Source organism: Pseudomonas reactans, from assembly GCF_013385825.1.
GTDB lineage: Bacteria > Pseudomonadota > Gammaproteobacteria > Pseudomonadales > Pseudomonadaceae > Aquipseudomonas > Aquipseudomonas reactans.
In genome coordinates, this window is record NZ_JACAPG010000002.1 from 204,365 (window position 1) to 218,770 (window position 14,406).

Consider the following 14,406-nt stretch of genomic DNA (forward strand, 5'->3'; position numbering starts at 1 on the left):
GAAAATGTCGCGACGTCGGGTCAATTCAAGAAAATTCAAATTCATGGCTGGGCGCTCCAACCACCGGCCGGGGCGGCGAAACGATAGACCACCGGGCGTTTTTCACCGTCGGCACGCGGGCCGAAGTTGTTGTCGATGCCCAGCCAAGCACCGTCGGCATCCACCACCAGGGCTTCAGCCAGGCCATAGGGCTGGGGATAACGCCGCTCGGGCGTCAGGGTCTCGTCGGCAAACGACCAGCACAGTTCGACCTTGGCCGTGACCGCGTCACGCCGGCAAATCTGGAACGCATTGCGCTCTAGGGTAAACAGCTTGCCGTTGAACAGCGCCAGGTCGGCGAAGTCCTTGGATACCGCCTTGGGGTTCGGGAACTGGGCCGGTTGCACTTCCTGGCCGGCTTCGCTCAACAATACACAAGGGCCATCACAATCCCACAGGCTTTGCGGACGCTTGATCGAAATTAGCCCGCGTCGCTCGCGCTCGGCCGCCAGCCAGATCTGGTTGCCCTCAGGGTTGATCGCAAGACCTTCAAACAACGCGTTGAAGTGCAGCAACATGCCACTGGCCCGCGCTTCACGCACCATGCCCGGCGCGATCTTCAACCACTCAGGCGCGCCCGTCACTGACACTTGCAGCACCGCCGCATGGGCCTCGCTGACTACGTAGCGGTTGCCGGCGGCATCGCAGGTGATGCCTTCAAAGTCCAAATCGCCACCGCGAATGAACGATGCGGCCTTGGTGCGCGAACGCAAACCCCATGGCAGCCCGGATTCCGGCACCGGTGGCACGTCGATCTTGACCGCCTCGGCCTGCCAGGTTGGCGCGCTGATATCCAGGCGGTAGATCTGGTCGTCATCGCGGTCGGAAACCGTCCACAACTCCTTGCCACACAAGGCCAGGCCCGACAGGTTGCCGCCGCGCATGCCGTCCACCGGGTGCTCGGACACCAGTTTCAGCTCAGCCACGGGCGCGGCAACCACTTGGCTAGCCGCCAGCCCGCTCAACATCAGGATCGCCAGGGCGAAACCTGTGCGCATCAGCCCAGAACCTCGGCCAGGTTGCCTTTGGACTCCAGCCAGGACTTGCGGTCCGGCGCGCGCTTCTTCGCCAGCAGCATGTCCATCATTTCCGACGTGGCGGCGTAGTCTTCCAAGGTCAACTGCACCAGGCGCCGGGTATTCGGGTCCATGGTGGTTTCGCGCAACTGCGGCGGGTTCATTTCACCCAGGCCTTTGAATCGCGTGACCTGTGGCTTGCCGCGTTTCTTCTCGGCGACCAGGCGATCGAGGATGCCATCACGCTCGGCTTCGTCCAGGGCGTAGTAAATCTCCTTGCCCAGGTCGATCCGGTACAACGGCGGCATGGCGACGTAGACGTGACCGGCATCCACCAACGGGCGGAAGTGTTGGACGAACAGCGCGCACAGCAGCGTGGCGATGTGCAGGCCGTCGGAGTCGGCGTCGGCGAGGATGCAGATCTTGCCGTAGCGCAACTGGCTCATGTCCGCTGCGCCGGGATCTACGCCAATGGCCACGGCGATGTTGTGCACCTCCTGGCTGGCCAGGACTTCGCTGCCATCGACTTCCCAGGTGTTGAGGATCTTGCCGCGCAACGGCAGGATCGCCTGGAACTCCTTGTCCCGCGCTTGCTTGGCGGAACCGCCGGCGGAGTCACCTTCCACCAGGAACAGCTCGGAGCGCATCGGGTCTTGCCCGGCGCAATCGGCCAGCTTGCCGGGCAATGCCGGACCCTGGGTGATGCGCTTGCGCTCGACCTTCTTGCTGGCCTTCAGACGACGACCGGCGTTGTTGATCGCCAACTCCGCCAGGGCCAGGCCCAGCTCTGGGTGCTCGTTGAGCCACAGGCTGAAGGCATCCTTGACCACGCCGGAGACAAACGCCGCCGCTTCGCGGGACGACAGACGCTCTTTGGTCTGGCCGGAGAACTGCGGCTCCTGCATCTTCATCGACAGCACGAACGCGATGCGCTCCCACACGTCTTCCGGCGCCAGCTTCACGCCGCGCGGCAGCAGGCTGCGGTATTCGCAGAATTCGCGCATGGCATCCAGCAGGCCCTGACGCAAACCGTTGACGTGGGTGCCACCCTGGGCCGTCGGAATAAGGTTGACGTAGCTTTCCTGCACGCTGTCGCCGCCTTCCGGCAACCACAGTAGCGCCCAGTCCACGGCTTCTTTATTACCAGCCAGGCTGCCGCAGAACGGCTCGCTGGGCAGGCGCTCGAAGTCGCTGACGGAGTCTTCCAGGTACGAGCGCAGGCCGTCTTCGTAGTGCCACTCGACCTTCTCACCGGTGCCTTTGTCTTCAAAGGTCACCAGCAGGCCTGGGCACAGCACCGCCTTGGCCTTGAGCACGTGCTTGAGGCGGCTGATGGAGAATTTCGGCGAATCGAAGTATTTCGGGTCCGGCGCGAAGTACACGCTGGTGCCGGTGTTGCGCTTGCCAACGGTGCCGATCACTTCCAGGTCGGTGGCCTTGTAGCCATCGGCGAAGGTCATCTGGTATTCGTTACCGTCGCGCTTGACCTTGACCCGCACCAGCGTGGACAAGGCGTTGACCACGGAAATACCCACACCGTGCAGGCCGCCGGAGAACTGGTAGTTCTTGTTGGAGAACTTGCCACCGGCATGCAGCTTGGTGAGGATCAGCTCGACGCCAGGCACACCCTCTTCCGGGTGGATATCCACCGGCATGCCGCGACCATCGTCGGACACTTCCAGGGAGTGGTCAGCGTGGAGAATGACATGCACCGACTTGGCGTGACCGGCCAGGGCTTCGTCGACGCTGTTGTCGATGACTTCCTGGGCAAGGTGGTTCGGCCGACTGGTGTCGGTGTACATGCCGGGGCGTTTGCGCACCGGGTCGAGGCCCGAGAGGACTTCGATGGCGTCGGCGTTATAAGAGCTAGCGCTGGGAGTGGCCATGGGGTCTCGTCGTGAGTCGTTCGATTAAAAAGTGACCTGCGATTCTTACAATGAAGAAAAATCGAAGGATTGATACTGATCTGCGCCAATGCCGGCAAAGCTCAACATGGCCGGTAATTGCTGGGCGAACCCCTGGTAACCATGGTCGCCGTCGGCCTGGATGCGCAAGGCACAAGCCCGGTAGTACTGCTGGGCGAGGCGAAAATCCAGGGTTTCATCCCCGGTCTGCAACCACACCTGATACCGCGCCGCATCCTGGGGAGCCGGTACTTCCAGCTCGGCCAGCGCCGTAACGTGGTCGTGGGTCAGTTCCCAGGTTTCATCGGTGTAGAGGTTCTTCTGGGTGCCCAGGTAACCGTCGAACATCCGGTGAGGGCTGACCGCCGGGTTCACCAGCAGCGCCTTAAGGCCATGGCGTTCGGCAAGATGGGTTGCATAGTAGCCGCCGAGGGAGCTGCCGACCAGCAGTGGCCGCCCCAGTTCGGCAATGGCCGCTTCCAACTGAGGAATCGCCTGACGGGGATGGTGATGCAAGGCCGGCACGCGCAATTGGTCGGCCAGACCGATGGCGCCCATCACAGTCATCAGCTGAGTGGCCTTGTTGGACGCAGGCGCACTGTTGAAACCGTGGATATACAGGATCGAAGCGGACATGCCGGGCTCTCCGTGCTTGCGCCAAAAAGGCGCAGTTTACAGGTAAATCTCAGTAGCCGTTGCTACCGTAATCCACCGTAAACGCGAAGCCGACCAAGCGCTCTACCCCAGTCTCCAACCGTCCGTCGGCATGCAGGCGCAACCAGCGGTAGCCCGGCGCTTGCTCGCTGACCTTAAAGTCTTCGCTGCCCGGTTCGAACTGAATGCAGGTCGACGGCGACGCCAGCAGGCGCACGCCGTTGCGTTCGCGGTCGATTTCCTGGTGCACGTGACCCCAGAGTACCGCTCGCACCTGCGGGAAACGGTCGAGCACGGCAAACAACGCCTCAGGATTGCGCAGGCCGATGGGCTCCATCCAGGCGCAACCGATGGATACCGGATGATGATGAAAACACACCAGATGATGACGGTTCGGCGCTTCACTGAGGGCCTGGGCGAGCAGTTGCAGTTGCTGGTCTTGCAGGTAGCCCGGCACCGAACCGGGTACGGCGGAGTCCAGCAGGGTAACGCGCCAGTTGCCGATATCGACCACCGGCTCCAAGAGATCGCTGTGCACAGCGGCGTGGGCCATGATATGCGGCTCGTCGTGATTGCCGGGAATCCAGCGCGCCGGGGCGTCGATCTGCCGGGTCATGTCGCGAAATTGCTGGTACGACTCCAACGTGCCGTCCTGGGACAGATCCCCCGTCGCCAACACCAAATCGATGTGCGGCTGCTGCGCGCGCACCAATTCGATGACGCCTTGCAGGCTGTCACGGGTGTTCATGCCCAGCAGCGTACCGTCGGCCTCGGCAAACAGGTGGCTGTCGGACAGTTGCACCAGCAATGCCGGCGCATCGGGACTCACAGTGGATACGCTCGGCAAGGCGCTCTCCCAAGGCAATCACAGGAATGGACGTGTGGCGTGATTATGCTGGGGCAGGACACAAGAGGAAACCTTGGGAAGCAGATACAGTTCACATCTACCGCACAACTTCGAACTCATGGCCCAGGGCCAGGCAGTGGCTCAACCACTCACCGAGGAACACATTGAGCTGTGCCTTCTCATCGGGCTGGTGCATGAACACGTTGGGGTAAGGATAGATGCTGCGAAAGCGTCGCGCATGTTCGGCGCTGATCACTTCGGCCATGCGCGCGTCGTGGTACACCTGCACTTCCAGTTGCGGCACCGGCAGCCACGGCAGGCTGTGTTCCTGGCGCACCCGCAGGGTGGTGGTGTACGGGCAATTGACGATGACTTCCAGCGCCAGCACGCCAAGCATCTGGTCGCCGTGGGTTACGCCGATGCGCCGCGCCTCAGGGGCATGGCGCATATCGGGGAGCAGGCGCATCAGCCGCGCATAGTTGGCCTCGCAGGCCGCTTGCAACCCGATCAGGTCGACTCGATAACGTTCCCGTGCCTTTACTGCCATAACCCCCTCACTTCCGCGCGATTAAGCGCAAGCCATTGCAGGGCGATAATGCTGGCTGCGTTGGAAATTTTGCCGTCGCGTACCGCTTGCAGGGCATCTTCGAAGGCCCATACGGTGACGCGGATATCTTCAGCTTCTTCTTCCAATCCATGGACACCCCCGGCTCCGGAACTGTCGCAACGGCCCAGGTACAAGTGGACAAATTCGGTACTGCCGCCGGGCGACGGGAAATACTTGGTAATCGGCCACAACGCGGAGAACGTCAGCCCAGCTTCCTCCTCGGCCTCGCGGTGTGCAACCTCCTCCGGTTGCTCATCCTTGTCGATCAGGCCAGCGACCATCTCGATCAGCCAGGGGTTTTCGGTTCGGCCCATGGCGCCCACGCGGAACTGCTCGATCAGTACTACTTCATCGCGCTGCGGGTCGTAGGGCAACACGCATACGGCGTCGTGACGAACGAAGACTTCGCGATTGATCACCCGGCTCATGCCGCCATCGAATTTCTCGTGGCGCAGTTGCACGCGATCAAGCTTGTAGAAGCCCTGGTAGGCATTGTCGCGCTGAACAATCTCGATGGTGCTCGGCGTCGATTTTGCGATGTCCGTCATATCCCTTCCTCATTGAGCCTGCGCATTTGGCGCCATCCTAACGCGCTCATGCCTCTGGATGCAGCCCCTTTCCAGTTGCCGGGATAGACGGCGGGCGTCAAACTCACTCTAATCAGCTTAGTGGCGAACTGACGGCCTTGCTGACAGTCGAAGCTCCACAAATTTCGCTCTTATCGCTAGACGAAGGACATCCATGTCGCTTTTAAAAATCGCCTCCGTGGCCTGCATCGCATTGACCCTCGGCGCTTGCCAAAGCCTGTTCCAGCCAAGCTACAAAACCCCGCTGGACGCCACCCGCGACGCCACCGAGCAAAGCAAACCAGGCTGCGCCAGCGCCGACTGCCCGCTGGTGAACATCGACACGGTGCACTTTGCCAAGGAACCCAAGCTGGACGCCTTGATCGAACAGCGCCTGCTGGAAATGACCCAGGCCGACCCGCTGCCTAGCAGCCTCGCGACGTACAGCGAGCAGTTCCTGCGCACCGCCGCTCCACGCAACAGCATGTACTTGCAGGCAAAGGTACGTGAGCAGCATGACGGCTTGGTGATCATCGAGTTATCCAGTTACCTGGACCAGGGCGCCACCCACGGCGAACCGGGCCGTGCGTTCATCAACTATTCGCGCCAGCAGCAAAAGGCCCTCACCCTCACCGACATGTTGTTGCCCGGCAAAGAAGATGCGTTCTGGAAAGCCGCCCAGGTGGCCCATAACAGCTGGCTGATCAGCACCCGCCTGAGCCTGGAGCCGGAGTACGTGAAACAGTACCCCTTCCAGAAAACCCCGAACGTGGCGCTGACCTACGGTGGCGTGATCCTCAAGTACCCCACCACCACGATTGCGCCGTATGCCTTGGGCCACGTCGAGTTGCAGATTCCTTACTCGCGCCTGGACGGCATCCTCAAGCCTGAGCTGGTGCCCGCGCGCCGCTGAAGGCCCTGCCCAGGATGAATTGCAGCAACCCAGCCAGCACCAGCGCCGGCAGGGTTGCGCCGACATCCGGATACAGATTGGCCAGCAGGTGGTAAGTCGCAATACCACCCAGCCAGGCGATTAATGCCGGCCAGCGTAGACTGGCTACTGCACCCGCGCTACGACGGCGCAGGATGAAGTGATCCACCAGCACCACGCCAAACAGCGGCGCGAATACCGAGCCGATCAGCAGCAGGAAGTTCTGGTACTGGGCCAATGGCGCAAAGCAGGCGATGAGCGTGCAGATCACACCGATAGCCAGTGCCAGGTGCTCGACCTTCAAACGCAACAATATTCCGCTGGAAACCGCCGCCGAGTGAATATCGGCGAAGGCGTTTTCCGATTCATCCAACAGGATCAATAGCAGCGGAATCCCCAGGCCAGCCCCGGCCAACGCCAGCAACAGCGCGTTGACTTCACCGCTCGGCGCAAACGCCAGCGTGTAGGCCACGCCTAGGCCCATCAGCCAGAAATTTCCGATAAAGAACCCAAGCGCCGTGCCGCCGAACACACTGTTGGCGCGCTTGCCGAAACGTGAGTAATCCGCGATCAGCGGCAGCCACGACAGCGGCATGGCGATGGCGATATCAAAACCCACCGCAAACGGCATCGAACCGTCACCCGCCTTGGCCCAAAGTGCGGCGAGGTCGGCCTTGGCGAACAGGTTCCAGGTGAGCCACAGGCAAGCGGCGAGCAGCAGCCAGATGCCCCATTTGCGCAGGATCTGACGCACAAAGGTCAGCGGGCCACTGACCGCCAACAGCGTCGCCAGGCCGCCGAAAAACAGGGTCCACAGCAATGGGCTGGCGAACAGGCTGCCCTCGCTGAACGCCCGCGTGCCTAGCAAGCTGGCCGCGTCGCGCATCACGATGATTTCGAACGAACCCCAGCCGATCAGCTGCAGCAAGTTGAGCAGCGCCGGCAGGCTTGCACCTTTGGCGCCGAGGCTGAGCTTGAGGGCTGCCATGGCGGACAGGCCGGTGTCGCTGCCGATCACGCCGACGGCGGCCAGCAGCAGGACGCCCACCAGGGTGCCGAGGAAAATCGCCAGCAACGAACCGGACAGGCCCAGGCCCGGCGCGAGCAATGCACCGGTTTGCAGGACCATCAGGCCGATGCCGAGGGAGAACCAGAGGGAGAACAGGTCGCGGGCGCCGAAGACTCTTTTGTCGCTCGGCACTGCGATATCCGGGGAGTAAGTACTCGGTTGAATGCTCAAGGGTGGTATCTCTGAGGAACATTATTATCTGGTACATCCTTTGTAGGAGCCCGGCTTGCCGGCGATGGCGCCAACAAGATCGCCATCGCCGGCAAGCCGGGCTCCTACAGGGATTTCGGCGAGGCCGTCAGACCTTTTTGTACAGCTGACTGCCTTCCTGCTTGAACCGCTCCGCCTGTTCCGCCAAGCCCTTGGCCACGTCCACATCCACCGCTTCAATGCGCTGGTTGGCCGCGTATTCACGCACTTCCTGGGTGATCTTCATCGAGCAGAACTTCGGCCCGCACATGGAGCAGAAATGCGCGACCTTGGCCGAGTCCTTCGGCAGGGTTTCATCGTGGTACGAACGCGCCGTGTCCGGGTCCAGCCCCAGGTTGAATTGGTCCTCCCAACGGAACTCGAAGCGCGCCTTGCTCAAGGCGTTATCGCGGATCTGCGCGCCCGGATGGCCTTTGGCAAGATCTGCCGCGTGTGCGGCAATCTTGTAGGTGATGATCCCGGTCTTCACGTCATCCTTGTTCGGCAGGCCCAGGTGTTCCTTGGGCGTGACGTAGCAGAGCATGGCGCAACCGAACCAGCCGATCATCGCCGCGCCGATGCCGGAGGTGATGTGGTCGTAGCCCGGCGCAATGTCGGTGGTCAGTGGGCCGAGGGTGTAGAACGGTGCTTCGTCACAGCATTCGAGCTGCTTGTCCATGTTCTCCTTGATCAACTGCATCGGCACGTGGCCAGGGCCTTCGATCATGGTTTGCACGTCGTGCTTCCAGGCGGTCTTGGTCAGCTCGCCGAGGGTTTCCAGCTCGCCGAATTGCGCGGCGTCGTTGGCGTCGGCAATCGAGCCAGGGCGCAAGCCGTCGCCGAGGGAGAAGCTGACGTCATAGGCCTTCATGATTTCGCAGATTTCGTCGAAATGCGTGTAGGTGAAGTTCTCTTTGTGGTGCGCCAGGCACCACTTGGCCATGATCGAACCGCCACGGGACACGATGCCGGTCACGCGCTTGGCGGTCAGCGGCACGTAGCGCAGCAGCACACCGGCGTGAATGGTGAAGTAATCCACGCCCTGCTCGGCCTGTTCGATCAGGGTGTCGCGGAATAGCTCCCAGGTCAGGTCTTCGGCGGCGCCGCCGACTTTTTCCAGCGCCTGGTAGATCGGCACGGTGCCGATCGGCACCGGCGAGTTGCGGATGATCCACTCACGGGTTTCGTGGATGTGCTTGCCGGTGGACAAGTCCATCACGGTGTCCGAACCCCAGCGAATGCCCCAGGTCAGTTTGGCCACTTCTTCTTCGATGGAGGAACCCAGGGCGCTATTGCCGATGTTGCCGTTGATCTTCACCAGGAAGTTACGGCCGATGATCATCGGTTCCAGTTCGGTGTGGTTGATGTTGGCCGGGATGATCGCGCGGCCACGGGCGATTTCTTCGCGCACGAATTCAGGCGTGATGATCTTCGGCACGCTGGCGCCGAAGCTGTGGCCGGCGTGTTGCTGGTCGAGCAGGCCGGTGGCGCGGGCTTCTTCCAGCTTCATGTTTTCGCGGATGGCGACGTATTCCATCTCGGCGGTGATGATGCCTTTGCGCGCGTAGTGCATCTGCGTGACGTTGGCGCCGGCCTTGGCGCGACGCGGGTTCTTCACGTGGGCGAAACGTAGCGCGGTGAGTTCAGCATCGCTCAAGCGTTGCTGGCCGAAGTGGGAGCTGAGGCCTGGCAAGCGTTCGGTGTCGTTACGCACTTCGATCCACGGCGAGCGTACATCGCCCAGGCCTTTGCGCACGTCGATGATCACGTTGGGGTCGGTATACGGGCCAGAGGTGTCATAGACCACGACCGGCGCGTTGATTTCACCGCCGAAGTCGGTGGGGGTCACGTCCAGGCTGATTTCGCGCATCGGCACACGAATGTCCGGGCGGGTGCCTTGTACGTAGATTTTTTGCGAGCGGGTAAAGGGTTGCACGGAGCCGGAGTCGACTTTGGCCGACTCACTCAGGTGCACGGTATTTTTTGGTCTTGTACTCATCACGGGCTCTCCAACTTATCCAGGCGGTGGATTTTTGTCGGAGCGAACCTGTGACGGATGGACGCACTGAAACCAGTGCTGTGCTCGGTGCACGAGGGCTGTTCACTAAATGAACAGCATCCCGGACGAAGCACAAGAGGACTCGCCGGGTGACGAGAAATCTTGTTCCCTACGCAGGCGCTAACCTGATCAGGTTCAACGGGATCCGGTATTTACCGATCTCAGCCTTCCAACAAGGCACCCCGACAAGAACGCGGCCAGTCTAGACCATGGCGTGGGCAAATTGCCAATGGCAGTGCATTCAGCGTGATGAATGGCGTGATTGCGGGATTGTTGCGCCGAGTCAGCACCACTACACTCGGTTGCCGCCACAATGCTTGACGCCAGGAATGGGCCGCCTTAGCCTTGGGCGCTAAATTATCACCGTAATATTAAAACTAGGGATCGCCTCATGCTGCGCAAACTCTCACTGGCGCTCGCCGTGTCTTGTGCGACCAACGGAATGGTCTGGGCAGCAGAAGCGCCCTTGTCCGCTAAAACTGACTTGGTCAGCGTCTACCAGGAAGCGGTGGACAACAACGCCGACCTGGCCGCCGCCCGCGCCCAATACGGCGCGCAAAAAGAAGTGGTGCCCCAGGCCCGCGCCGGGCTGCTGCCGAACCTGACCGGTGGCGCCGATATCAATAACGTACGCACGCAGATCGACACGCCTGCCGCCACCGCCAACCGCGATGCGCATTCCTGGCGGGCCACCTTGAGCCAGCCGCTGTTCCGCGCCGACCGCTGGTTTCAATTACAGGCGGCCGAGGCCACCAACGAGCAGGCGGCGCTGCAACTGTCGGCCACCGAGCAGAACCTGATCCTGCAAAGTGCCGAAAATTACTTTGCCGTGTTGCGTGCCCAGGACAACCTGGCGTCGACAAAGGCCGAAGAGAACGCGTTCAAGCGCCAACTGGACCAGTCCAACGAGCGCTTCGACGTCGGCCTGTCGGACAAGACCGACGTGCTGCAATCCCAGGCCAGCTACGACACCGCCCGCGCCAACCGCATCCTGGCCCAGCGCCAGGTGGAAGACGCGTTCGAAGCCTTGATCACCCTGACCAACCGCCAGTACAACTCGATCCAGGGCATTGTCCACACGCTGCCGGTGTTGCCGCCGCTGCCGAACGACGCCAAGGCCTGGGTCGAAACCGCCGGCCGCCAAAACCTCAACCTGCTCGCCAGCAACTACGCCGTCACCGCCGCCGAGGAAACCCTCAAGCAGCGCAAGGCCGGGCATGCGCCGACCTTGGACGCCGTGGCGCAATACGAAAAAGGCGACAACGATGCCCTGGGTTTCAGCAACCCGAATGCCTTCGGCACGCCGTACCGTGGCGATGTGGAACAACGCACCATCGGCTTGCGCCTGAGCATCCCGATCTACAGCGGCGGGCTGACCAGTTCGCAAGTGCGCGAGTCCTACTCACGCCTTGGCCAGACCGAGCAACAGCGCGAAGGCCTGCGCCGCCAGGTGGTGGAAAACACCCGCAACCTGCACCGCGCAGTCAACACCGATGTGGAGCAGGTGCAAGCGCGCCGCCAGTCGATCATCTCCAACCAGAGCGCGGTGGAAGCCACGGAAATCGGTTACCAGGTGGGTACGCGCAACATCGTCGATGTGCTGGATTCACAACGCCAGCTCTACGCGTCGGTGCGCAACTACAACAACAGCCGTTATGACTACATCCTCGACAACCTGCGCTTGAAGCAGGCAGCGGGCACTTTGAATCCAGGCGACCTGCAGGACCTGGCGCGCTATCTAAAGGCTGATTACAACCCGGACCGCGACTTCCTGCCGCCGGACCTGGCCAAGGCTGCGGCCGAGCAGCTCAAGGCCCGCCCCGGCTACTGACATACCTTCTGTAGGCGCTGGCTTGCCAGCGATGGCGTCCTTAAAATCGCCATCGCCAGCAAGCCGGCTCCTACAGGGTGATGAGTCGATCAAGGCCATCCAGCAAGCGCTTCAACGCACCCTGGTTGGCCTGCATCACCTTCAGCCCCGCCTGCGCCATCTTGCGCGCATCCTGCGGCAATTCGAACAATTGGCGCACGGCTTCGGCCAAGCCTTCGGCGTCATCCACCTCTCGCAACGCCCCGGCTTCACGCATCATCGCGGTGATTTCGAGGAAGTTGAATACGTGCGGGCCCATGATCACAGGCTTTGCCAATGCCGCCGGCTCCAGGGGATTGTGCCCGCCGGTCGCCACCAGGCTGCCGCCGACAAACGCGCTGTCGGCCAAGGCGTAGAGAAACAGCAATTCACCCATGGTGTCGCCGAGCAATACCGAGGTTTGCGCGGTGACTGCTTCGCCACTGGAACGGCGCACGGTGGCAAAACCTTGTTGCTGGCACAGTTCGAACATCGGCCCGAAGCGTTCCTGGTGGCGCGGCACCAGAATCAGCAGTGCGTTGGGATAGCTTTCGAGCAATTGCCGATGGGCTGCCAAAACGACTTCATCTTCACCTTCATGGGTACTCGCGGCGATCCATACCGGACGTTCGCTGGCGCCCCATTGCTCGCGCAACTCAGCGGCCCGCACCGGCAGTTCGGGGTCGATGGTCAGGTCGAACTTGATTGAGCCGGTGACGTCGACGGTTTCCGGGCGAGCGCCAAGGCTAAGGAAGCGCTGGGCTTCGGCGTGCGTCTGTACGGCGAACAGGCTCATTTGCGACAGCATCGGCGCCGTCAGCTTGGCAAAGCGCCCGTAGCCCTTGGCCGAACGCGCCGACAACCGCGCATTCGCCAACGCCACCGGAATCCCACGCTGGGCGCAGGCGTGGATATGGTTGGGCCACAGCTCGGTTTCCATGATCACCGCCAGTTTCGGCTGCACACGGTCGAGGAAACGCTTGGCCGCGCACGGCAAGTCATACGGCAAATAGCAATGCTGGATGCGCGGCTCGTTGGCGAACAACGCCTGGATGCGCTCGGATCCGGTGGGCGTCATGCACGTAACCGTGATCGGCAGCGTCGGATAACGCGCCAGCAACCCGCGCACCATGGGTGCGGCGGCAATGCTCTCGCCTACCGACACGGCATGCACCCAGATCCCGCCGGGTTGCATCACCGGCAGGCCATAGGAGAAGCGCTCGCCGACGCGCTTGGCATACGCCGGCGCCTTGCGCGCACGCAGCCACAGACGTAAAGCCACCAAGGGCAGCGCCAGGTAAAACAGACAGCTGTAGAGAGTTCTATTCATGGCGGCGGAGTTTATCGGCTTTTTCAGTCGATCGCCTGCAAGCACTCGGCAAATCGTTTGGCCAGGAAGCGCGCGGCCGGTCCCAGGTGCTCGTCGCGACGCCAGACCAGCTCCACCACCAGGGCTGGCGGCGTCCATTCGCTGTCCAGTTCCACCATCTGTTGCTGATAGGTCGGGTACTGCACGATATGCCGGGGCAGCCAGGCCCAGCCCAGGCCGCTCATCAGCCACTCGGCCAACACGTAGAAACTGTCGGCGCGCCACACCAACGGGCTGGCCGCTTCGCTGCCGGGGTAGACACTGGTCTGGGTCGACATCAGTAGCTGGCGGAACTGCGCCAGGCGCTGGCACGTCACGTATTTTTCCATGGCCAGCGGGTGATTCACGCCACACACCGTGACCATCTCCACACTGCCGACCACCCGCCGCTCCAGGGCTTCGGGAATCTGGTCATGGTAGAACAGCAGACCCAGGTCGGCCTTGCGCTCTACCAACTTGCGCGCCACGTCGCCCTGGGCAGCGCTGGATAGCTGCACTTCCAGCAACGGGTATTTGCCCGCCAACGCCTCCAGGCTGTCGAGGACCGGCTGGAACAGCATGGCTTCGTCCTGGGCCAGGCGCAGGCACGCCTCTTCGCCGCGGGTCAGTGAGAGCGCCCGGCCATTGAGCCGCTCACATTGGCGCAGCACTTCGCGCGCTTCCTCCAGCAACACGCTGCCGGCTTCGGTCAGTCGTGGTTGGCGCCCGCTGCTACGCTCGAACAGGCTGACGCCGAGGTCCGCCTCCAGCATCGCAATCCCATTGCTTACCGCTGACTGCGCCTTACGCTGCTGACGCGCCACAGCCGAAAACGAACGCTGCTCGGCGACGCTGACAAACAGGCGCATCTGCTCCAGATCCCATTGCACGCTCATGGCTCAACCCATCTCCAATTCAGATAGGTAATGACTTTACCCCATCTGATTAAACTCTAGAATGCCAGCCTTATCTGATTGCTTTACCCCGAGGATTGCCCATGAACGTCGCTTACTACTACCTGGCCATTGCCATCTGCTCGGAAGTGATCGCCACCGTTTCCATGAAGGCCATCAAGGGCTGGAGTACGCCGATCCCACTGTTGCTGGTGATCGTCGGGTACGGCGTGGCGTTCTGGATGCTGACGCTGGTGGTACGCACGGTGCCGGTGGGTGTGGCCTACGCCGTGTGGGCAGGGATGGGCATCGTGATGGTGAGCATCGCGGCGCTGTTTATCTACGGGCAGAAGTTGGATATCCCGGCGATGCTGGGGATGGGCCTGATTGTGCTGGGTGTGGTGGTGATCCAGTTGTTCTCGAAAACCGCCGGGC

General features: G+C 61.9%; 13 protein-coding genes and 1 riboswitch. Of the genes, 3 read left to right on the forward strand and 10 right to left on the reverse strand.

The window, feature by feature from the left end:
• Positions 1-41: 41 nt before the first annotated feature.
• From HX868_RS00965 to HX868_RS00990, 6 genes are all read right to left on the reverse strand, one after another.
• Positions 42-1,037: an esterase-like activity of phytase family protein gene (locus HX868_RS00965; protein WP_177001597.1), complete on the reverse strand. Its 996-nt coding sequence runs from the start codon at positions 1,035-1,037 to the stop codon at positions 42-44.
• Positions 1,037-2,941, reverse strand: coding sequence for a DNA topoisomerase IV subunit B (gene parE, locus HX868_RS00970; protein ID WP_177001598.1), 1,905 nt, complete (start codon positions 2,939-2,941; stop codon positions 1,037-1,039). The genes HX868_RS00965 and parE overlap by 1 nt, the downstream gene beginning before the upstream one ends.
• A gap of 45 nt (positions 2,942-2,986) precedes the next feature.
• A complete protein-coding gene (locus HX868_RS00975) occupies positions 2,987-3,595 on the reverse strand; it encodes a YqiA/YcfP family alpha/beta fold hydrolase (RefSeq protein ID WP_177001599.1) in 609 nt (202 codons plus the stop codon).
• Positions 3,596-3,644: 49 nt separating this feature from the next.
• On the reverse strand, positions 3,645-4,460 hold the full coding sequence (gene cpdA / locus HX868_RS00980) for a 3',5'-cyclic-AMP phosphodiesterase (RefSeq protein WP_177001600.1): 816 nt from the start codon (positions 4,458-4,460) through the stop codon (positions 3,645-3,647).
• 97 nt (positions 4,461-4,557) lie between these two features.
• Entirely contained in the window at positions 4,558-5,007 is a 450-nt protein-coding gene (locus HX868_RS00985) for a DUF1249 domain-containing protein (protein WP_003171323.1), read from the reverse strand.
• On the reverse strand, positions 4,998-5,615 hold the full coding sequence (locus HX868_RS00990; protein WP_177001601.1) for an NUDIX domain-containing protein: 618 nt from the start codon (positions 5,613-5,615) through the stop codon (positions 4,998-5,000). Before HX868_RS00990 ends, HX868_RS00985 begins: the two co-directional genes overlap by 10 nt.
• A 193-nt stretch (positions 5,616-5,808) precedes the next feature.
• Here HX868_RS00990 and HX868_RS00995 point away from each other — a divergent pair, with 193 nt between their 5' ends.
• Positions 5,809-6,546 carry an RsiV family protein gene (locus HX868_RS00995; protein ID WP_016975621.1) on the forward strand — a complete coding sequence of 246 codons (738 nt, stop codon included), beginning with the start codon at positions 5,809-5,811 and terminating at the stop codon, positions 6,544-6,546.
• On the opposite strand, the gene cytX is transcribed toward HX868_RS00995, so the two are convergent.
• Together cytX and thiC are read right to left on the reverse strand one after the other, a co-directional pair.
• On the reverse strand, positions 6,515-7,804 hold the full coding sequence (gene cytX, locus HX868_RS01000; RefSeq protein ID WP_177001602.1) for a putative hydroxymethylpyrimidine transporter CytX: 1,290 nt from the start codon (positions 7,802-7,804) through the stop codon (positions 6,515-6,517). The genes HX868_RS00995 and cytX overlap by 32 nt on opposite strands.
• 127 nt (positions 7,805-7,931) lie before the next feature.
• Entirely contained in the window at positions 7,932-9,821 is a 1,890-nt protein-coding gene (thiC, locus tag HX868_RS01005; RefSeq protein WP_028615491.1) for a phosphomethylpyrimidine synthase ThiC, read from the reverse strand.
• Between the two features lie 149 nt (positions 9,822-9,970).
• A riboswitch (TPP riboswitch) is annotated at positions 9,971-10,076 on the reverse strand.
• 196 nt (positions 10,077-10,272) lie between these two features.
• Between thiC and HX868_RS01010 the strand changes: the two genes are divergently transcribed.
• Entirely contained in the window at positions 10,273-11,712 is a 1,440-nt protein-coding gene (locus HX868_RS01010; RefSeq protein WP_028615490.1) for a TolC family outer membrane protein, read from the forward strand.
• Between the two features lie 70 nt (positions 11,713-11,782).
• Here the strand turns inward: HX868_RS01010 and waaA are convergent, their stop codons facing one another.
• Both waaA and HX868_RS01020 read right to left on the reverse strand, forming a co-directional pair.
• Positions 11,783-13,060: a lipid IV(A) 3-deoxy-D-manno-octulosonic acid transferase gene (gene waaA / locus HX868_RS01015; RefSeq protein ID WP_177001603.1), complete on the reverse strand. Its 1,278-nt coding sequence runs from the start codon at positions 13,058-13,060 to the stop codon at positions 11,783-11,785.
• Positions 13,061-13,083: 23 nt separating this feature from the next.
• Complete coding sequence (locus HX868_RS01020; RefSeq protein ID WP_177001604.1) at positions 13,084-13,974, reverse strand: LysR family transcriptional regulator; 891 nt, start codon at positions 13,972-13,974, stop codon at positions 13,084-13,086.
• A 101-nt stretch (positions 13,975-14,075) separates the two neighbouring features.
• On the opposite strand from HX868_RS01020, the gene HX868_RS01025 reads away from it, so the two are divergent.
• Positions 14,076-14,406, forward strand: a 331-nt coding sequence (locus tag HX868_RS01025; RefSeq protein WP_177001605.1) for a DMT family transporter, incomplete at its 3' end; no start/stop codon positions are given.

Excerpts from the sequence above, each read along its gene's own strand:
- HX868_RS00965 (WP_177001597.1), bottom strand. The coding sequence starts at position 1,037 with ATGCGCACAGGTTTCGCCCTGGCGATCCTGATGTTGAGCGGGCTGGCG.
- parE (WP_177001598.1), bottom strand. The coding sequence starts at position 2,941 with ATGGCCACTCCCAGCGCTAGCTCTTATAACGCCGACGCCATCGAAGTC.
- HX868_RS00975 (WP_177001599.1), bottom strand. The coding sequence starts at position 3,595 with ATGTCCGCTTCGATCCTGTATATCCACGGTTTCAACAGTGCGCCTGCG.
- HX868_RS00985 (WP_003171323.1), bottom strand. The coding sequence starts at position 5,007 with ATGGCAGTAAAGGCACGGGAACGTTATCGAGTCGACCTGATCGGGTTG.
- HX868_RS00990 (WP_177001601.1), bottom strand. The coding sequence starts at position 5,615 with ATGACGGACATCGCAAAATCGACGCCGAGCACCATCGAGATTGTTCAG.
- HX868_RS00995 (WP_016975621.1), top strand. The coding sequence starts at position 5,809 with ATGTCGCTTTTAAAAATCGCCTCCGTGGCCTGCATCGCATTGACCCTC.
- thiC (WP_028615491.1), bottom strand. The coding sequence starts at position 9,821 with ATGAGTACAAGACCAAAAAATACCGTGCACCTGAGTGAGTCGGCCAAA.
- HX868_RS01010 (WP_028615490.1), top strand. The coding sequence starts at position 10,273 with ATGCTGCGCAAACTCTCACTGGCGCTCGCCGTGTCTTGTGCGACCAAC.
- waaA (WP_177001603.1), bottom strand. The coding sequence starts at position 13,060 with ATGAATAGAACTCTCTACAGCTGTCTGTTTTACCTGGCGCTGCCCTTG.
- HX868_RS01020 (WP_177001604.1), bottom strand. The coding sequence starts at position 13,974 with ATGAGCGTGCAATGGGATCTGGAGCAGATGCGCCTGTTTGTCAGCGTC.